This window comes from Spongiibacter sp. (genome assembly GCF_041602295.1).
GTDB lineage: Bacteria > Pseudomonadota > Gammaproteobacteria > Pseudomonadales > Spongiibacteraceae > Spongiibacter.
Map to the genome: position 1 here is coordinate 1 of NZ_JBFIGO010000052.1, position 19,097 is coordinate 19,097.

Consider the following 19,097-nt stretch of genomic DNA (forward strand, 5'->3'; position numbering starts at 1 on the left):
CAGTTGGGGCGGTTTGGTTGGAAGGCGCGCCAGCCGTCGGTAGCGGCGCAGAGCCGCAGGGCCTTTGCCGCCGATTTGGGCGTCGGCTCGGCTGCGCACCCACATGCCGGTTGTGCGCTCCCACAGAGCTGTGCGGATGCCAGTGGCGAGTTGACGGCCGACGTAGAGCGCGCGGTGGTGTTTTACGCGGCTCATTTGGCGGTGCCTGAACGCCGCTGGCACGACAGCGAGGAGGTGTTGGCGGGCAAGCGTTTATTTCACGAGATCGGCTGTGCCCAGTGTCACCGGCCATCGTGGCGCACGGCGGCAGCTAAAGACGCCAGTGTGTCTGAGCAGTTGATTTGGCCTTACAGCGATTTGTTGCTGCATGATATGGGCGAGGGTTTGGCCGACGGTATTCCAGAGGCGCAGGCCAGTGGCCGGGAGTGGCGCAGCGCGCCGCTGTGGGGCCTGCACCTGGCTAAAGTGGTGTCTGGCAGCGAGGCCGGCTTTTTGCACGATGGTCGCGCGCGAAGCTTGAAAGAGGCGATAGTCTGGCACGGTGGCGAAGCCCAGGCTGTCAGCCTGGCCTGGCAGCAGCTGCCGCGTGCGCAGCGCGAGCAGCTGATTTGGTTCCTCAAGTCGCTGTAAGCGCTCAGTCGCCGGCTTGGCAGTTGTACACGTCGCTACCGAAGGCGTGCATGCCTTCGTCGGCGGGCAGACCCGCATAGCCAATATAGCCCGTTTGACGTGGATCGGCTTCAGCTGCGGCGGGATCGATATGGATTTTATCCAGGCCGAACAGGTTTTCGACACTGCGCAGCAGGCTGTAGTGGTTGTACTTAGTGTCATTGACGGTGCCCGCTTGCGTGAATGGCGACAGTAGCACTGCACCAAAACGCCCGCCGCCCGGGCCAAGCAAGCCGTTCAGACCGGGGTCTGCACCACGGTGGCGCAGGCCGCCGTCCAGTTCCATGCCACAACAGGCCTCGTAGTCTTCGAGGCCGCCCTGACCGTAGTTGGCCTCGTCGAAGATAATCAGAATCATCCCGGCTTCGCGGTAGGCATCGCTGGCCATAATGGCAGGCACCCAGTCGGCCAGAAACTCATCGGCCTCGGCGAGGCCACCGGGGCCGCCGCTGCTGTCTTTACATTGTTGGGCGGTGTCGTGGGCATTGTGGCAATTATCCGGCACGATCAGGTTGAAGTTGGGTGTGGTCTCCCGGCGTTGTAGGGCTTGCTTTAAGCCTGGCAGCCCTTGGCTGGGCGAGCCTTGATGCAAGTCGATGACATTGGCATCGCAGCGGGCAAAGTCTTCGGCAGTGCTGGCCTCGCCAATGATACTGCGGAAGAAAATGAAGGGATTGTGGCGGGCCGCATATTGCTCTTCGCTGTCAGCACTGTTGGTGGCGTCGATAGTATTGAGCGCCGGGTTGACGCAGGTGTTGTCGCTAGGGCGCCCCTGGACGCGGGCTTCCCCTTGCTGTTCAAGCGCCATGTCCTCCATCCAGCCGCGCCAGGTGTATTGGGTGCCCAGCAGGGTGTTGGCAAGTTCCAGTTCATCCACCAGGGTCGGGAAGTTTGCCGGGTAGACACAGCCAGTGCCGTTTGCCTGACCGTATTCCAGTACCTCGCCAAAGCTGGTCCACTGGCTGAATACCGCGCAGTCGCCGTGCGAGGCGGGGTTTGGTGCCTGGCCGCCTAGCAGTGAAAGGTAGTTACCTGTTGAAGCGTGGGACGTGCCGTAAAAATGGCTGAGGAGTTGCCCGGCAGGCACCAGTTGTTCGCGCAAAAACTGGGCGGGAGAGCCCGGGCCGTAGGTCTCATCAAAACTTTTATTTTCCAGCACAATAATAAATACATGCTCGATAGGTGGCGGGCTGTTTTCGCTGTAGTCTGCTGTACATTGTGCCTGCTTGGCCGCGTCGGTATTGGCAGTATCTGAACCGCAGGCGGTTAGCAGAAGCAAGAAAAAAAGGAGGCCGCTCAGTGTGCGCATGTCGTGTCCTTTTGGCTGAGGCCAAAATGTTATTGGGTGTTTATTAGGCAGTTACGGAATAGTAACAACATATTGTGTCATAACTGTGTCGTCTGTATTGATGAGTCGGTGGCTTGTCTGAGGGGTGGTGGCAGGCTGTGGTGGTGGATGTTTTGCTAAATGCAGGCGAAAAAAAACCCTGCCGGAGCAGGGTTTTTAGCGTTGCCGAGAGCTGCGATTAACGCTGGTCTAGCGGCACAAAGTCGCGCTTCTCGGGGCCGGTGTAGAGCTGGCGCGGGCGACCGATACGGTAGGAACCGCTGATCATTTCGTTCCAGTGGGCAATCCAGCCCGGAGTGCGGCCCAGGGCAAAAATTACCGTGAACATGCTGGTCGGAATACCAATCGCTTTCAGGATGATGCCTGAGTAGAAGTCGACATTGGGGTAGAGTTTTTTCTCGACAAAGTACTCGTCTTCCAGGGCGATTTGCTCCAGGCGCTTGGCGATTTTCAGCAGCGGATCATTTTCCAGTCCGAGTTCTGCCAGCACTTCGTCGGCGGCCTGTTTCATAACCTTGGCGCGCGGGTCAAAGTTTTTGTAGACCCGGTGACCGAAGCCCATCAGGCGGAACGGGTCGCTCTTGTCTTTGGCGCGGGCAACGAATTCGTCGATGCGCGATACATCGCCAATTTCTTCCAGCATGTCCAGTACTGCCTCATTGGCACCGCCGTGAGAGGGGCCCCACAGCGCGGCGATACCTGCGGAGATACAGGCGAAGGGGTTGGCGCCGGTAGAGCCTGCCAGGCGAACAGTCGATGTTGAGGCGTTTTGCTCGTGATCGGCGTGCAGCAGGAAGATTTTGTCCATGGCCTTGGCCAGCACAGGGTTGACGTTGCTGGGCTCACAGGGGTTGCCGAACATCATGTGCAGGAAGTTTTCTGAATAAGTCAGATGATTCTGCGGGTACATGAAGGGCTGGCCGATGGTGTATTTGTAAGTCATCGCAGCCAGAGTGGGCATTTTTGCAATCAGGCGAATGGCCGAGATTTCGCGGTGATGCTCGTCGGCGATGTCCAGCGAGTCGTGGTAGAAGGCTGAGAGGGCGCCGACTACACCACACATAATGGCCATCGGGTGAGCATCGCGGCGGAAGCCTTTGAAGAAGGTGCTCATCTGGTCGTTGACCATGGTGTGCATGCGAACTTTATTGACGAAAGTTTCTTTTTCTTGCTTGTTGGGCAGCGCGCCGTACAACAACAAGTAGCAGGTTTCCAGGTAGTCCGAGTGCTCGGCCAGCTGTTCAATAGGGTAGCCGCCGTGCAGCAAAACGCCGGCATTACCATCGATATAGGTGATTTTGGACTCGCAGGCCGCGGTGGACACAAAACCGGGGTCGTAGGTGAAATATCCGTTACCCGTCAGGGGGCCAACTTCAATCACGTCCGGGCCAATGGTGCCGGAATGGACATTCAATTCCAGCGTTTTGCCATCGATACTCAGACTGGCTTTCTTCTCGCTCATTTGACGGGCTCCTGTTGCTTTTCGTAGCTTTTGGCGGTGGTTTCCGCTGTCTGTGTGCCGGCGCGGTGATGCTGGACACAACAACGGAAAGGCTCCCCAGGCGGGGGAGACACAAATATAGAGAGCTAAAACGTTTTGTCAACGCTGACTACATTTTACCCTGCGATGGCCGCCGAGGGAATTATTGAAGTTTCCGCCACTTTGTGTTGCCCCTGAATTTGGCCGCCCTATTTTGGGGCAAAAGACTTTTTATGGCGTCATAATGGGGCGAAATAATGTCTTAAGCCATTGATATTGGGCTTTTTTACGGTGCATTTTTGCTTGAAGCAGGTGTTTGTAATTGCCCACCTATAGCCCTATAATGCGCGGCGTTTCTTCTCGAGCCCCTGTGCTTGCTCGCCTAGTAGAAGAACACCGGGATGGAGAGCCCGGTAAGCTGATAGATCCACTTCCGTTGAACCGCCCGTAGTAAAAGGGCCTGAAATAAAGTGTGGAAACCGTGAACGATAAACGACCTGTGAACCTGGATATCGGGACAATCGCACTGCCGATTACCGCATATACCTCTATCTTGCACCGCGCTAGTGGTGTGTTTCTTGTGGCCGGTATGGCCGTCTTATTCTGGTTGCTGGGCACAAGCCTCAGTGGTCCGGAAGGTTTTGCCCAGGCCAAAGAGTGTCTGTCATCGTTCTGGGGCAAGTTAATTGTCTGGGCCGTGTTGGTGGGTTTGAGCTACCACGCTGCAGCGGGCGTTAAGCATTTGGTTATGGACGCCGGTATCGGTGAGTCCATGGAAGGCGGTGAAAAAGGGTCCAAGCTGGTGCTGCTGGCCACTGCAGTTCTGGTTGTGCTAACGGGGTTATGGGTATGGTAGTCAAATCGGTAACAAGTTTTGGTCGCAGTGGCCTGGCTGACTGGCTGGTGCAGCGTGTGTCGGGTGTAGTGCTGCTGGCCTATTTGCTGGTGGTTGGCGGGTACTTGGTCTGCGAAGGCAGTACTATGGATTACGCCCAGTGGAGCGCCTTCTTTTCTTCTACATTTATGCGCGTATTCAGCACTGCTGCAGTGCTGTCGGTAGTGGCGCACGCCTGGATTGGTCTTTGGGCGGTGTCTACAGACTATCTGACCGAGCGTTTGATGGGTGCCAAGGGCAATGTCCTGCGCCTGGCGTTTCAGGCTGCCTCGGCAGTTGTCGTGTTTACCTACCTCGTTTGGGGCATCCAGATTCTGTGGAGTTAAGAAATGGCTAATGTTCGCACAATTACCTTTGACGGCGTAATCGTCGGTGGTGGCGGCGCAGGTATGCGCGCTGCACTGCAGCTGGCCCAATCGGGTTACAAGACTGCGGTAATTTCAAAAGTATTTCCGACCCGTTCGCATACGGTGTCTGCCCAGGGCGGTATCACCTGTGCCATCGCCAGTAACGATCCCCAGGATCAGTGGCAGTGGCATATGTATGACACGGTGAAGGGCTCCGATTATATCGGCGACCAAGACGCGATTGAGTACATGACCAGTGTAGGTCCAGAGGCGGTATTCGAGCTGGATCATATGGGTATGCCGTTTTCGCGTACCGAAGAAGGCCGTATCTATCAGCGTCCCTTTGGTGGTCAGTCAAAGAATTTTGGTGAGGGCGGCCAGGCTGCTCGCACCTGTGCAGCCGCTGACCGTACCGGTCACGCCTTGTTGCACACCCTGTATCAGGGCAACCTGAAAAACAACACTGTGTTTTTCAATGAGTGGTACGCCACTGACATCGTTAAGAACCAAGACGGTGCAGTAGTGGGCGTAATGGCTATTTGCATCGAAACCGGTGAAGTGGTGTACGTGAAGTCAAAGGCGACCGTCTTTGCTACCGGTGGTGCTGGTCGTATCTATGCGTCGACCACTAATGCCCATATCAACACTGGTGACGGTGTTGGCATGGCGCTGCGCGCGGGCTTCCCGGTGCAGGATATTGAAATGTGGCAGTTCCACCCAACCGGTATTGCCGGCGCAGGTGTACTGGTTACCGAAGGTTGCCGCGGTGAAGGTGGTTACCTGGTCAATAAAGATGGCGAGCGTTTCATGGAACGCTACGCGCCGAACGCCAAAGACTTGGCGGGTCGCGACGTTGTTGCGCGTTCGATGACACTGGAAATTCTCGAGGGTCGCGGCTGTGGTCCCAATGGCGACCACGTTTACCTGAAGCTCGATCACTTGGGCGAAGAAGTACTGGAAAGCCGTCTGCCGGGTATCTGTGAGCTGAGCCGTACCTTTGCCCACGCCGACCCGGTTAAAGAGCCCGTGCCCGTTGTGCCGACTTGCCACTATATGATGGGTGGTATTCCGACCAATATTCACGGTCAAGCATTGACGATGGATGCCAATGGCAACGACCAAATCATCCCCGGCCTATACGCCTGTGGTGAAGTGGCCTGTGTATCGGTACACGGTGCCAACCGTCTGGGCGGTAACTCGCTGCTGGACTTGGTGGTATTCGGCCGCGCTTCTGGTCAGTTTATTGAAAAAGCACTGCGCGAAGGCGTGGAAATGCGCGACGCTTCTGAGAGCGACCTGGAGCAGGCAAATGCTCGCCTCAATCGCCTGAACAGCAACACCGGCGGTGAGAAGGTCGCTGATTTGCGCACCGAGCTGCAGAATGTCATGCAAAATCACTTCGGCGTATTCCGTCGCGGCGACTTTATGCAGGAAGGTGTTAAGAAGCTGGCTGATCTGCGTGGTCGCATCGAAAACGCTCACCTGGAAGACAAGAGCAACGCGTATAACACGGCACGTATCGAAGCGCTTGAGCTGCACAACTTGTTTGAAGTGGCCGAAGCGACAGCAATCGCTGCCGAGGAGCGCAAAGAAAGCCGCGGTGCTCATGCGCGCGAGGACTTCCAGGATCGCGATGACGAAAACTGGCTGTGTCACTCTATGTATTTCCCTGGCGAGAAGCGTGTCGGCAAGCGTGCGGTTAATTTCGCGCCGAAAACCCGCGAAGCTTTCGCGCCGAAAGTACGTACCTACTGATCAGGGGAGAAGAGAAAATGTTGAAAGTCAGTCTCTATCGCTACAATCCTGAAGTCGATCAGGAGCCGTATATGCAGGATGTCGAGCTCGACACCGGCGGCAAAGACCTGATGGTTCTCGACGTGCTGGAATTGCTCAAGGCCAAAGATCCCTCACTGACCTACCGCCGCTCTTGCCGCGAAGGGGTGTGTGGTTCCGATGGCATGAACATTAACGGTAAAAACGGTTTGGCCTGTATCACGCCGATTTCCGAAGCGCTTAAAAACGGTAAAGGCGGTAATACCCTGGTATTGCGTCCGCTGCCGGGCCTGCCGGTTATCCGCGATCTGATCATCGATATGAGCTTGTTCTACAAGCAGTACGAAAAGATCAAGCCTTACCTGATCAACGATACCCCAGCGCCGGCGATCGAGCGTCTGCAGTCTCCCGAAGACCGCGCCAAGCTCGATGGCTTGTACGAGTGTATTCTCTGTGCCTGTTGTTCAACGGCTTGTCCGTCATTCTGGTGGAATCCGGATCGCTTCGTTGGCCCCAGTGGTTTGCTGCAAGCTTACCGCTTCCTGGCAGACAGCCGCGATACCGCGACTGAACAGCGACTGAGTGAGTTGGACGATCCCTTTAGCGTCTTTCGTTGCCACGGCATTCAAAACTGTGTCAATGTTTGCCCCAAGGGTCTGAACCCAACCAAGGCGATTGGTCATATTCGCAACATGCTACTGAATCGGGCGAGCTAATCGTCCAGGGGCCTGGCAACAGGCCCCAAATGATAGACCCCGCGAAGACGGGGCTAGAATCTGCGCGTATTGTGTCCTTTGGCGTCACAGCGTGACACCGGAACAAAATACTACTCGGTGCTTACCGGCACTAGCGAGATATAAAACGTATTGAGAGGCCTTGGCTAAGGCCTGTGGCTACCGACCTGGCGGCGCGCACTGAGTGCTGCGGGTGAGTGAGATGCAAGGCGCCTTATCGGGCGATGGAGCATCCGGCGGTCACGCCTCTCGTTATTAGGTGGACAGGAATGCAGAAAGCGTCAATGGAGCTTCTTTGGAAGAGCTCCCATATATCTGGTGGCAATGCAGGTTACGTTGAAGACCTGTATGAAACCTTCCTCACTGATCCCAATGCTGTTCCAGAGGAATGGCGAAGCTATTTCCAGCAACTTCCCCGCGTTAGCGAATCCGCTATTCGCGATATCCCTCACTCTCCCATTCGCGATCACTTTGCCCAGTTGGCCAAGCAGCCGGTTCGTGCGGCGGCCTCGGTCAGCAGTGAAGTTAGTGATCACGAGCGCAAGCAGGTGCGGGTTATTCAATTGGTCAGCGCCTACCGTCAGCGCGGTCATCAGGAAGCTCAGTTGGATCCGCTCAATCTTTGGCAGCGGCCAGGGGTGCCTGACCTGGAATTGCAATATCACCAGCTCAGCGAAGCGGACTTCGATACGGTATTCCAGACCGGCAGTCTGTATGTTGGTAAAGATCAGGCAACGCTGCGTGAGATCTACGACTCCCTGAGGCAGACGTACTGCCGCTCGGTGGGTGCGGAGTTTATGCACATTGTCGATACCCGCGAGCGCGCCTGGATTCAGCAGCGCATGGAAAGTGTGCGCTCCAAGCCGGAATATGGCTTTGAAGCCCGCAGCCATCTGCTGGAGCGTTTGACAGCGGCGGAGGGCTTGGAGAAGTCACTGGGGTCGAAGTACCCGGGCACCAAGCGCTTTGGTTTGGAAGGTGGCGAAAGCTTGATTCCAATGATCGACGCCATGATCCAGCGCGGCGGTGAATACGGCGCCAAGGAAATTGTTATCGGCATGGCCCACCGCGGCCGCCTGAATGTGCTGGTTAATATTCTCGGCAAAAACCCTGCCGAACTGTTTGATGAATTTGAAGGCAAGGTTAAGTACCAGGGCTCGGCCGACGTCAAATACCACCAGGGTTTCTCCTCTAATGTGATGACCGCCGGTGGTGAGGTGCATTTGGCTCTGGCCTTTAACCCCTCCCACCTGGAGATTGTGTCGCCAGTGGTTGAGGGCTCGGTGCGCGCTCGACAAGATCGCCGTTTTGATCCGGTGGGTGAGAAGGTCGTTCCTATTGTACTGCACGGTGACGCGGCGTTTGCCGGCCAGGGTGTGGTCATGGAAACCTTCCAAATGTCGCAGACCCGTGCGTATAAAACCGGTGGCACCATTCACGTGGTGATCAACAACCAAGTTGGTTTTACCACTAGCTTGCAGGAAGACGCGCGGTCAACTGAGTACTGCACCGACGTGGCAAAAATGGTGCAGGCGCCTATTTTCCACGTTAATGGCGATGACCCAGAGGCCGTGTTGTTTGTTTCGCAGCTGGCTGCTGATTTCCGTCAGGAATTCAAGAAAGACGTGGTGGTCGATCTTATCTGCTACCGCCGCCGCGGCCACAATGAAGCCGATGAGCCTTCGGGCACCCAGCCGCTGATGTACAAGCAAATCGGCAAGCAAAAGAGTACCCGCGAACTCTACGTTAACAAGTTGCTGGAAGACGGCACGATTGATAAAGAGTTTGCCGACAAAATGGCCGCCGATTATCGCCAGATGCTCGATGATGGCCAACATGTTGCCAAGAGCTTGGTTAAACAGCCCAATACCGAATTGTTTGTTGATTGGACGCCCTATCTCGGTCACGCCTGGGATGTGCCGGGTGACACCCGTCTTGATGCCAAGGTGCTTAAAGAAGTTGCCGAGGCGGTCAACCGTGTGCCCGATGGCTTTAGCGTGCAGCGCCAGGTAGCCAAGATCTATGAAGATCGACGCAAAATGGCCGTCGGCGCCATGCCGATTAACTGGGGTTTTGCCGAAATCCTGGCCTATGGTTCCCTGCTTCATAGCGGGCATCAGGTGCGCTTAACCGGTCAGGATGTTGGCCGTGGCACCTTCTCACATCGCCATGCGGTGTTGCACAACCAGACCGATGCGGGTCGCTATGTGCCCCTTCAGCATGTTGGTGATGAGCAGCCTGCTTTTGATATTTACGATTCGCTGCTCTCGGAAGAGGCGGTGTTGGCCTTTGAATATGGCTACGCGACGACTCAGCCCAACGCCCTAGTGATTTGGGAAGCGCAGTTTGGTGACTTTGCCAACGGCGCGCAGGTCGTTGTCGACCAGTTCATCAGTAGTGGTGAACTGAAATGGGGTCGCCTCTGTGGCCTGACTATGCTTTTGCCTCACGGTTACGAAGGGCAGGGGCCAGAGCATTCATCCGCTCGACTCGAGCGCTTCCTGCAACTCTGTGCAGAACACAATATCCAAGTGTGTGTGCCGTCGACACCTGCGCAAGTGTTCCACATGCTGCGTCGTCAGGTGGTTCGTCCGCTGCGCCGCCCGCTGGTGGTGATGTCGCCGAAGAGTTTGCTGCGTCATAAAGAAGCCGTGTCTACACTGGAAGAGCTGACCGATGGCCACTTCCAAAATGTGATTGATGAAACCGACGATATTGATAAGTCTAAAGTGACTCGCTTGGTGCTGTGTAGCGGCAAGGTCTACTATGACCTGCGCGATGCCCGCCGAGAGCACGGCAAGGACTCTATCGCGATTGTTCGTTTGGAGCAGTTGTATCCTTTCCCCTATGACGACCTGCGCGAAGTCATTGCTCAGTATCCGAACCTGAAAAAAGTGGTTTGGTGTCAGGAGGAACCGCGCAACCAGGGGGCTTGGTATAACAGCCGTCACCGCATGGCGCGAGTGATCCGCAGCTTCAAACCGGAAAAGAATTTGCTGTTGGGCTATGTGGGGCGCGAGCCTTCTGCCTCGCCAGCTGCGGGCTATATGGCTCTGCACCTGGAGCAGCAAGAGAAATTCATCAGTCAGGCTTTGAAGCTTTAAGCCGGACAAGCGCATAACCATAGACGCGTGTAGCGAACTAACGACAGGATGAAAAATGAGTACTGAAATCAAAGCGCCAACGTTCCCAGAATCCGTAGCCGACGGTTCTATTGCCACCTGGTACAAGCAGGTTGGCGAGTCGGTTAGCCGCGATGAGCCGCTGGTGGATATCGAAACAGATAAGGTGGTTCTCGAAGTTGTGGCGCCTGCTGACGGCGTACTTCGTGAGATTGTTAAAAATGAAGGCGACACTGTACTCAGTGACGAGGTGATTGCCTTGTTTGAGGAAGGTGCGGCAGGTGATGCGCCCGCCCCAGCAGCGGCCAGCACTGAGCAGTCTGCTGCGCCAGCAAGCAGTGACGAGCTGAAAATCAGCCCGGCTGCCCGCAAGGCGCTGGAAGAGAAGGGCCTGGACGCCAGCGCTATTGCCGGTACTGGTAAAGGCGGCCTGATTACCAAAGAAGACGTGATGAACTATCAGGCGCCGGCGGCCAAGGCCGCGCCGGCCGCAGCTGCCCCGGCGGCCCAAGTTGATGTGCCCGCCGGTGAGCGCGTTGAGAAACGCGTACCGATGACTCGCCTGCGCAAGCGCATTGCCGAGCGCCTGCTCGAAGCCAGCCAAACCACCGCGATGTTGACCACCTTTAATGAAGTCAATATGGGCCCGGTGATGGAGCTGCGCAAGCAGTACAAAGACCTGTTTGAAAAAAGTCATAACGGCACGCGCCTTGGCTTTATGGGCTTCTTTGTTAAGGCCGCCTGTGAGGCCTTGAAGCGCTTCCCGGCCGTCAACGCCTCTATCGATGGCGACGATGTGGTCTACCACGGCTACCAGGATGTCGGTGTTGCAGTGTCTACGGAAAAAGGCCTGGTTGTGCCCGTGCTGCGCGATGCCGACCATATGAGCCTGGCGAAAATTGAAGACAAGGTGCGCGATTTTGGTCTGCGTGCCCGCGATGGCAAGCTCGGCATCGAGGATATGACAGGTGGTACGTTCACCATCACTAACGGTGGTGTGTTCGGTTCGCTGTTGTCCACCCCCATTTTGAATCCACCGCAGACGGCAATTTTGGGTATGCATAAAATCCAAGAGCGGCCGATGGCGGTGAATGGCGAGGTCGTGATCCAGCCGATGATGTACCTGGCGCTGTCTTACGATCACCGTTTGATTGACGGTAAAGATGCAGTGCAGTTCCTGGTAGCGATCAAAGACTTGATCGAAGATCCGGCGCGTATTCTGCTCGAGATCTAAGCACTCGCCAGCGGTGCTGGCGAAACCATGCAATAGGTATTACAGGAAACAAATATGTCGAAGTACGATGTCGTCGTTATAGGGTCTGGCCCGGCCGGGTATGTGGCTGCGATTCGCGCCGCACAGCTTGGTTTGAAAACAGCCTGTGTAGAAAAAAACCACAACAGCGAAGGCAAGCTGGCGCTGGGTGGAACCTGCTTGAACGTGGGCTGTATTCCCTCCAAGGCCTTGCTTGATAGCAGCTACAAATACCACGAAGCCAAAGACGCCTTTGCCGTTCACGGTATCTCAACGGGCAAAGTCAGCATTGACGTGCCGGAGATGATCAAGCGCAAAAATGCCATTGTTGAACAGTTGACCGGCGGTGTCGGTGGTCTGTTCAAGGCCAATGGTGTTGCCGCCATTGACGGTTTTGGCAAGGTGCTGGCAGGCAAAAAAGTTGAAGTGACTGCGGAAGATGGCTCGACCTCAGTACTTGAGGCGGAAAATATCATCATCGCCGCCGGCTCGGTGCCGGTGGAAATCCCCCCCGCTCCGGTAGATCAGGACATTATTGTCGACTCGACTGGCGCCCTGGAATTTCAAGCCGTTCCCAAGCGTCTCGGCGTGATTGGTGCCGGCGTGATTGGCCTGGAGCTGGGCAGTGTCTGGGCGCGCCTGGGCAGCGAAGTGGTGGTGCTGGAGGCTCTGGAGAGCTTCCTGCCGGCCATGGACCAGCAAATTGCCAAAGAAGCCGCCAAAGTCTTTAAGAAGCAGGGCCTGGATATTCGCCTGGGCGCGCGCGTGACTGACACGGAAATCAGCCGCAAAAAAGTCAAAGTGGGCTACACCCTGGGCGACGATGCCAAGACCGAAACCTTCGATAAACTGATCGTTTGCGTCGGCCGCCGCCCGTTGAGCAATGGCTTGCTGTCGCCGGATTGTGGCGTCAATCTGGATGAGCGCGGCTTTATTTTCGTTAACGATCACTGCGAGACCGATGCCCCGGGCGTCTACGCCGTTGGTGATATCGTGCGCGGCCCAATGCTGGCCCACAAGGGCTCGGAAGAGGGCGTGATGGTCGCTGAGCGTATTGCCGGCCACAAAGTCAGCATGAATTACGACTGCATTCCGTCGATCATTTATACCCACCCCGAGATCGCCATGGTGGGTGCGACCGAAGAGCAGCTCAAAGCCGACGGTGTGCCATACAAGGCTGGCAGCTTCCCCTTTGTGGCCAGTGGCCGCGCGCTTGCTGCCAATGATACGACCGGTATGGTCAAGATCCTTGCTCACGAGGAAACGGACCGCATTCTGGGCTGCCATATCATTGGCCCCAGCGCTGCTGATCTGGTGCAGCAGATGGTTATCGCCATGGAATTCGGCTCATCCGCCGAAGATATCGCCCTGACCGTGTTTGGTCACCCGACGCTGTCGGAAGCCGTACACGAAGCCGCGCTGGCGGTTGACGGGCGTGCAATTCATATCCCGAATCGCAAGAAGCGTAAATAGATTTGCGGTAGTTCGCGAAATTCGGGAAAATACTGTCCCGAATTTTGCGGCGAGCCGCAATGTGCAGAGGGAGCGGGTTATTCACTGACAGCGTTTTGCCCGCTTAACACTTCCACAGACCGAGATGGTAATTCCAACATGAACCTTCACGAGTACCAAGGCAAACAACTGTTTGCTGAATACGGGCTGCCTGTGTCCAAAGGCTACGCCTGTGCTACCCCGGAAGAGGCCGCCGCAGCGGCGGACAAAATCGGCGGAGACAAATGGGTTGTAAAAGCTCAGGTCCACGCCGGTGGCCGCGGTAAAGCCGGTGGCGTTAAGCTGGTCAGCAGCAAAGAAGAAATCAAGGCATTTGCTGAACAGTGGCTGGGTAAGAACCTGGTGACCTACCAAACTGACGCAAACGGTCAGCCAGTGACGAAGATCCTGGTAGAGTCTTGCACCGATATCGACCAGGAACTGTACCTGGGTGCGGTATTGGATCGCGGTACTCGCCGTATCGTTTTCATGGCCTCCACCGAAGGTGGTGTTGAGATCGAAAAAGTTGCCGAAGAGACTCCGGAGAAGATTCTCAAAGCAATTATCGATCCGCTGACGGGCGCTCAGCCCTATCAAGGCCGCGAGCTGGCTTTTCAACTGGGTCTGAACCCGACTCAAGTTAAGCAGTTCGTAAACATTTTCTTGGGCCTGGCGAAGTTGTTCCAAGAAAAAGATCTGGCGCTGCTGGAAATCAACCCGCTGGTAATCACTACCGAAGGCAACCTCCACTGCCTGGATGCCAAAATCGTTATCGATGGCAACGCGGTGTACCGTCACAAAGATCTGCAAGCCATGCACGATCCTTCACAGGAAGACGAGCGCGAAGCGCGCGCGGCGGAATGGGATCTGAACTACGTCGCCCTGACCGGCAACATCGGTTGTATGGTTAACGGCGCAGGCCTGGCCATGGGTACCATGGACATCGTGTCTCTGCACGGTGGTTTCCCCGCTAACTTCCTCGACGTAGGTGGCGGCGCAACCAAAGAGCGTGTTACCGAGGCCTTCAAAATCATCCTCGAAGACAGCAATGTTAAAGCCGTTTTGGTCAACATCTTCGGCGGCATCGTACGCTGTGATCTGATCGCCGAAGGTATTATCGGCGCGGTTAAAGAAGTGGGTGTGAGCGTACCGGTTGTGGTACGTCTTGAAGGTAACAATGCCGATCTGGGTTCCAAGTTGTTGTCGGATTCCGGTTTGGACATTATCGCGGCAACCAGTCTGACCGACGCGGCTCAGCAGGCTGTTAAAGCAGCGGGGGGTAAATAATGGCTATTCTGATCAATAAAGACACCAAGGTTATCTGCCAGGGTTTCACCGGTGGTCAGGGTACTTTCCACTCTGAGCAAGCGATTGCCTACGGCACCAAAATGGTTGGTGGTGTTACACCGGGCAAAGGTGGCACTGAGCACCTGGGCCTGCCGGTATTCAATACCGTTAAAGAAGCGGTAGAGCAAACTGGTGCAGAAGCCTCTGTGGTTTATGTTCCCGCGCCGTTCTGCAAGGACTCTATCCTTGAAGCGGCCAATGCCGGTATCAAGCTGATCGTCTGCATCACTGAGCACATCCCGGTATTGGATATGCTGGAATGTAAAGTGAAGTGCGACGAGCTGGGTGTACGCCTGATTGGCCCTAACTGCCCAGGTGTTATCACTCCTGGTGAGTGTAAAATCGGTATCATGCCCGGTCACATTCACCTGCCCGGTAAAGTCGGTATCGTATCGCGTTCAGGTACCCTGACTTACGAAGCCGTTAAGCAGACCACTGACTACGGTTTCGGCCAGTCAACCTGTGTCGGCATCGGCGGTGACCCGATTCCGGGTTCTAACTTCATCGACATTCTGGAAATGTTCGAGAAAGACCCCGCAACCGAAGCCATCGTAATGATTGGTGAGATCGGCGGTAGTGCAGAAGAAGAAGCGGCTGCCTACATTAAAGCCAACGTTACCAAGCCCGTTGTGTCTTACATTGCCGGTGTTACCGCACCTCCAGGTAAGCGTATGGGTCACGCTGGTGCAATTATCTCTGGCGGTAAAGGCACTGCCGACGAGAAATTTGCTGCTCTGGAAGACGCCGGTGTTAAAACCGTGCGTTCACTGGCGCAAATCGGTGATGCACTGAAAGAAGTTACCGGCTGGTAAGCTTGTGTGACTGAATGAGAAAGGCGGCCTCGGCCGCCTTTTTTTGTGCCCGTCGCTCCGCTCTGGCTAGACTTTGGGTTGGACCGGGCGCTTGTGTTAACAAATGAACTATGATTCACTTCTTGATCTGGGATTGATATATGGTTTACCGAGAAACACCCCCTATTGCCAAGCGCAAGGCGGAGCTGCGCGAACGGCTGCTGAAAAGTGCCGAGTCTCTGGTTCGGGGCGGCGGCTTTAAGGCGCTGACAATACAGGCCTTGGCGGCTGATGCCGGTGTCAGTGTGGGGTCGGTGTACCGCTACTTTAAAAATAAAGACCAGCTGGCCACTGAGGTGTTTTCCCACGCCACTCGTCGCGAGGTGAGGGCGGTAGCTGAGGCTCTGGAGGGCGTGGGCAGTGCGGCTGGGCAAATTGTTGCCGGCACCCGCTGTTTTGCCGAGCGGGCGTTTATGGCGCCCCAGTTTGCCTGGGCGCTGATTGCTGAGCCAGTGGAAGCGGCGGTGGATGAGGCGCGACTGCAGTACCGGCGAGATTATACGGCGCTGTTTGAGCGGGTGATTGCCAGAGGGGTGAGCAGTGGCGAGTTTTGCCCGCAAGTCCCTTCGTTGACCGCCTCGGCGCTGGTGGGGGCTCTGGCAGAAAGCCTGTTGGGACCGCTGGGTGAGGCCGAGCGCAGCACCCTCATGATTGATGAACTCTGCCTCCTTTGCTTGCGAGCGGTGGGGGCTAGCAACTAGGAGGGCTTATGGAGCCGCTAGACAACGTGAATATGCCGACGGACAGCCATACCCACGAGGTATTTAATCAGTCTGAGGCGCTGGAAAACGGCAATTTGCTCGACGACGACCTGGCGCTGCAAAACGGTCTCGCAGCGTTTGCCCCCCAAGCGGATATGACGGCGCTGCGCGATTACGGTCAGCGCTGCGGCAGTGCCGAGGTCATTGCCTTGGGTTTTGATGCCAATGATTACAAGCCGCAATTTGACAGCCACGACCGCTTTGGCCACCGCATCGATCAAGTGCGTTTCCACCCGGCTTACCACCAGTTGATGGACATGGCTCTGTGCCAAGGCATTCACGCCATGCCCTGGGACGGTTCAATTCCCGCTAATGCCCATGTGCAGCGCGCCGCATACAGCTATATGCAAGCTCAGGTCGAGGCCGGCCACGGCTGCCCGCTGACCATGACCTTCGCCTCGGTGCCAACACTCAAACTCACCCCGTCGATCGCCCAGCAGTGGCTGCCCAAGGTCTTGGCGCGCAGCTACGATCCCGATAACAAGCCCTATTTCGACAAGCAGGCAGTCACCATTGGCATGGGTATGACCGAGAAGCAGGGCGGCAGTGATGTGCGCGCCAATACCTCGGTCGCGCGCCCGGTTGGTGGGGGCGGTCCCGGTGAACTCTACGAGATCACTGGCCACAAGTGGTTTTTGTCGGCGCCAATGTGTGATGCCTTTCTTATGCTGGCCAGGTCGGCCGGTGGCTTGAGCTGCTTTCTGGTGCCTCGCTGGCGACCGGATGGCGAAAAGAACAGCCTGTTTGTGCAGCGCTTAAAGAACAAGATGGGCAATGTCTCCAATGCCTCCTCCGAGGTGGAAATGCGCGGCGCCCAAGGCTGGATGGTCGGCGAAGAGGGGCGGGGGGTGCCGGCGATTATTGAAATGGTATCGCTGACGCGCTTTGACTGTATGGTGGGTTCAACCGCCGGTCAGCGGCAGGCGGTGGCGCAGGCCGCCCACCACGCCAGTCAGCGCTGTGCTTTTGGCAGGCGCTTGATAGAGCAGCCGCTGATGCAGAATGTACTGGCCGACCTGCAATTGGAAGTCGAGGGCTCGCTGGCGATGACCATGCGCATGGCGGCGGCGCTGGATGCCGACACTGAAGACGAAAAATTATTGCTGCGGCTAGGCAGTGCGGTCGGCAAGTTCTGGATCTGCAAGCGCACCCCCGGCCATGCCTATGAGGCCATGGAGTGCCTGGGCGGCAATGGCGTGATCGAAAACTGTATTATGCCCCGGCTCTATCGCGAGGCGCCGATCAATGCGATCTGGGAAGGCTCCGGCAACATCCAGGCGCTGGATGTGCTGCGCGCCCTGCACAAGTCTCCCCAGGTGAAAGCCCGCTGGTTTGCCGAGTTGGCCAAGGTCGCCGGTCAGTCTGCGGTGTTGGATCAGCATATCGCCGAGCTGGAAGGAGCGCTCGCCGACCTCAACGAGGCCGAGTACGGCGCTCGCCATTTGGTGGAGCAAATGGCGCTGTGCTTCCAGTCGGCCATGTTGCTGCAATACGGCGACGCGGTGGTGGCCGAGGCGTTTATCGCCTCGCGTTTAGCGCGGCCCCACGGTGTGTATGGCTGCCTGCCCAAGGGGCTGGATGTTGGCCATATTGTGCGGCGCATTTTGCCCGGCCGCCTGTAAGCCCTTGAAATATTTCTGACTGCCCCCATAAACCGAGAATGCCCAGCGGGGCAGTCAGATTGATTGGTATTACAGGTGATAAGCATGTCGATAGCAGAAAAAGAAACGCTCGGTTTTCAGACAGAAGCGAAGCAGATGCTTCAGCTGATGATTCACTCCATGTACAGCAACAAGGAAATTTTCCTTCGCGAGCTGGTTTCTAACGCCTCCGATGCCGCAGACAAGCTGCGCTTTGAGGCCCTGTCCAATGACAGCCTGTTTGAAAACGACCCCAACCTGCGCGTTCGCGTGGAAGCCGACAAAGACGCCGGTACCGTCAGCATCAGCGATAACGGCATTGGCATGAGTCGCGACGAAGTGGTGGCCAACCTCGGTACCATCGCTCGCTCCGGAACGGCAGAATTTCTCAAGAACCTCAGCGGCGACAACAAAAAAGACTCCCAGTTGATCGGTCAGTTCGGCGTTGGTTTTTACTCGGCGTTTATCGTCGCCGATCGCGTAGAAGTCTTTACCCGTCGCGCGGGCGCCGATGCCTCGGAAGGTGTGCACTGGGAATCTAGCGGCGAAGCGGATTTTTCTATCGAGAACTGTGAACGCGCAGAGCGCGGCACCACCGTGGTCCTGCACCTGCGCGAGGAAGACAAGGAGTTTGCCGACGACTGGCGACTGCGCTCGATCATCAAAAAGTACTCCGACCACATCAGTATTCCCGTCGAGATGCAAAAAGCGGCGACCGAGGAAGAGGGCGATGCCGAGCCCGAATTTGAAAGTATTAACTCGGCCACCGCGCTGTGGACACGCCCGCGCACTGAAGTCAGCGACGAAGAGTATCAGGCCTTTTACAAGCACGTCAGTCACGACTTCGCCGAGCCGCTGAGCTGGAGTCACAACAAGGTAGAGGGCAAGCTCGAGTACACCAGCCTGCTGTATCTGCCCTCGCAACCGCCCATGGATATGTGGAATCGCGACGCGGCGCGCGGCGTGAAGCTTTACGTTCAGCGCACTTTCATCATGGACGACGCCGAACAGTTTCTGCCCCTGTACCTGCGCTTTGTGAAAGGTGTGGTCGACTCCAACGACCTGTCGCTGAATGTATCGCGTGAAATTCTGCAGCAGGACCCGGCCGTCGACGCCATGAAGACGGCGCTGACCAAGCGCGTGCTGGATATGCTGGGCAAGTTGGCGAAAAACGACAGCGAGAAATACCAAACTTTCTGGAAGGCCTTTGGCCAAGTGCTGAAGGAAGGCCCCGCCGAAGACTTCAGCAACCGCGAGAAAATTGCCAAGTTACTGCGCTTTGCCACTAGCCACGACGACAAAGCCGAGCAGCTGCACTCGCTTGAAGATTACGTGGCGCGCATGAAAGAAGGGCAGGAAAAAATCTACTACGTGGTCGCTGAGAATC

General features: G+C 56.4%; 15 protein-coding genes. 13 read left to right on the top strand and 2 right to left on the bottom strand.

Going from position 1 to position 19,097, the window contains the following annotated elements:
- The coding region (locus ABYM29_RS09875; protein ID WP_372864568.1) for a di-heme oxidoredictase family protein at positions 1 to 630 on the top strand (630 nt) is incomplete at its 5' end.
- Positions 631 to 634: 4 nt separating this feature from the next.
- Here the strand turns inward: ABYM29_RS09875 and ABYM29_RS09880 are convergent.
- Together ABYM29_RS09880 and gltA are read right to left on the bottom strand one after the other, a co-directional pair.
- Complete coding sequence (locus tag ABYM29_RS09880; protein WP_372864569.1) at positions 635 to 1,978, bottom strand: alkaline phosphatase family protein; 1,344 nt, start codon at positions 1,976 to 1,978, stop codon at positions 635 to 637.
- Positions 1,979 to 2,195: 217 nt separating this feature from the next.
- Positions 2,196 to 3,479, bottom strand: coding sequence for a citrate synthase (gene gltA, locus ABYM29_RS09885; protein ID WP_372864570.1), 1,284 nt, complete (start codon positions 3,477 to 3,479; stop codon positions 2,196 to 2,198).
- 499 nt (positions 3,480 to 3,978) lie between these two features.
- Here gltA and sdhC point away from each other — a divergent pair, with 499 nt between their 5' ends.
- From sdhC to htpG, 12 genes are all read left to right on the top strand, one after another.
- Positions 3,979 to 4,353, top strand: coding sequence for a succinate dehydrogenase, cytochrome b556 subunit (sdhC, locus tag ABYM29_RS09890; protein WP_372864571.1), 375 nt, complete (start codon positions 3,979 to 3,981; stop codon positions 4,351 to 4,353).
- Entirely contained in the window at positions 4,347 to 4,718 is a 372-nt protein-coding gene (gene sdhD / locus ABYM29_RS09895; protein WP_372864572.1) for a succinate dehydrogenase, hydrophobic membrane anchor protein, read from the top strand. The genes sdhC and sdhD overlap by 7 nt, the downstream gene beginning before the upstream one ends.
- Before the next feature lie 3 nt (positions 4,719 to 4,721).
- Positions 4,722 to 6,494, top strand: a complete 1,773-nt coding sequence (sdhA, locus tag ABYM29_RS09900) for a succinate dehydrogenase flavoprotein subunit (RefSeq protein WP_372864573.1) — start codon at positions 4,722 to 4,724, stop codon at positions 6,492 to 6,494.
- Positions 6,495 to 6,511: 17 nt separating this feature from the next.
- Positions 6,512 to 7,228 (top strand): succinate dehydrogenase iron-sulfur subunit, encoded by a 717-nt coding sequence (locus ABYM29_RS09905; protein WP_372864574.1) that lies wholly within the window; start codon positions 6,512 to 6,514, stop codon positions 7,226 to 7,228.
- Between the two features lie 287 nt (positions 7,229 to 7,515).
- Positions 7,516 to 10,350 (top strand): 2-oxoglutarate dehydrogenase E1 component, encoded by a 2,835-nt coding sequence (locus ABYM29_RS09910; RefSeq protein WP_372864575.1) that lies wholly within the window; start codon positions 7,516 to 7,518, stop codon positions 10,348 to 10,350.
- A 55-nt stretch (positions 10,351 to 10,405) separates the two neighbouring features.
- Positions 10,406 to 11,602, top strand: a complete 1,197-nt coding sequence (gene odhB, locus ABYM29_RS09915) for a 2-oxoglutarate dehydrogenase complex dihydrolipoyllysine-residue succinyltransferase (RefSeq protein WP_372864576.1) — start codon at positions 10,406 to 10,408, stop codon at positions 11,600 to 11,602.
- Between the two features lie 54 nt (positions 11,603 to 11,656).
- A complete protein-coding gene (lpdA, locus tag ABYM29_RS09920; RefSeq protein WP_372864577.1) occupies positions 11,657 to 13,093 on the top strand; it encodes a dihydrolipoyl dehydrogenase in 1,437 nt (478 codons plus the stop codon).
- Positions 13,094 to 13,231: 138 nt separating this feature from the next.
- The gene (sucC, locus tag ABYM29_RS09925) at positions 13,232 to 14,398 is read left to right on the top strand and encodes an ADP-forming succinate--CoA ligase subunit beta (protein WP_372864578.1); all 1,167 of its coding nucleotides are present in this window, start codon (positions 13,232 to 13,234) and stop codon (positions 14,396 to 14,398) included.
- Positions 14,398 to 15,270: a succinate--CoA ligase subunit alpha gene (sucD, locus tag ABYM29_RS09930; RefSeq protein ID WP_372864579.1), complete on the top strand. Its 873-nt coding sequence runs from the start codon at positions 14,398 to 14,400 to the stop codon at positions 15,268 to 15,270. Before sucC ends, sucD begins: the two co-directional genes overlap by 1 nt.
- Positions 15,271 to 15,410: 140 nt before the next feature.
- Positions 15,411 to 16,010, top strand: a complete 600-nt coding sequence (locus ABYM29_RS09935; RefSeq protein ID WP_372864580.1) for a TetR/AcrR family transcriptional regulator — start codon at positions 15,411 to 15,413, stop codon at positions 16,008 to 16,010.
- An 8-nt stretch (positions 16,011 to 16,018) separates the two neighbouring features.
- Positions 16,019 to 17,692 carry an acyl-CoA dehydrogenase family protein gene (locus ABYM29_RS09940; protein WP_372864581.1) on the top strand — a complete coding sequence of 558 codons (1,674 nt, stop codon included), beginning with the start codon at positions 16,019 to 16,021 and terminating at the stop codon, positions 17,690 to 17,692.
- Positions 17,693 to 17,776: 84 nt separating this feature from the next.
- The coding region (gene htpG, locus ABYM29_RS09945) for a molecular chaperone HtpG (RefSeq protein ID WP_372864582.1) at positions 17,777 to 19,097 on the top strand (1,321 nt) is incomplete at its 3' end.

Excerpts from the sequence above, each read along its gene's own strand:
- ABYM29_RS09880 (WP_372864569.1), bottom strand. The coding sequence starts at position 1,978 with ATGCGCACACTGAGCGGCCTCCTTTTTTTCTTGCTTCTGCTAACCGCC.
- gltA (WP_372864570.1), bottom strand. The coding sequence starts at position 3,479 with ATGAGCGAGAAGAAAGCCAGTCTGAGTATCGATGGCAAAACGCTGGAA.
- sdhD (WP_372864572.1), top strand. The coding sequence starts at position 4,347 with ATGGTAGTCAAATCGGTAACAAGTTTTGGTCGCAGTGGCCTGGCTGAC.
- sdhA (WP_372864573.1), top strand. The coding sequence starts at position 4,722 with ATGGCTAATGTTCGCACAATTACCTTTGACGGCGTAATCGTCGGTGGT.
- ABYM29_RS09905 (WP_372864574.1), top strand. The coding sequence starts at position 6,512 with ATGTTGAAAGTCAGTCTCTATCGCTACAATCCTGAAGTCGATCAGGAG.
- ABYM29_RS09910 (WP_372864575.1), top strand. The coding sequence starts at position 7,516 with ATGCAGAAAGCGTCAATGGAGCTTCTTTGGAAGAGCTCCCATATATCT.
- odhB (WP_372864576.1), top strand. The coding sequence starts at position 10,406 with ATGAGTACTGAAATCAAAGCGCCAACGTTCCCAGAATCCGTAGCCGAC.
- lpdA (WP_372864577.1), top strand. The coding sequence starts at position 11,657 with ATGTCGAAGTACGATGTCGTCGTTATAGGGTCTGGCCCGGCCGGGTAT.
- sucC (WP_372864578.1), top strand. The coding sequence starts at position 13,232 with ATGAACCTTCACGAGTACCAAGGCAAACAACTGTTTGCTGAATACGGG.
- sucD (WP_372864579.1), top strand. The coding sequence starts at position 14,398 with ATGGCTATTCTGATCAATAAAGACACCAAGGTTATCTGCCAGGGTTTC.
- ABYM29_RS09935 (WP_372864580.1), top strand. The coding sequence starts at position 15,411 with ATGGTTTACCGAGAAACACCCCCTATTGCCAAGCGCAAGGCGGAGCTG.
- ABYM29_RS09940 (WP_372864581.1), top strand. The coding sequence starts at position 16,019 with ATGGAGCCGCTAGACAACGTGAATATGCCGACGGACAGCCATACCCAC.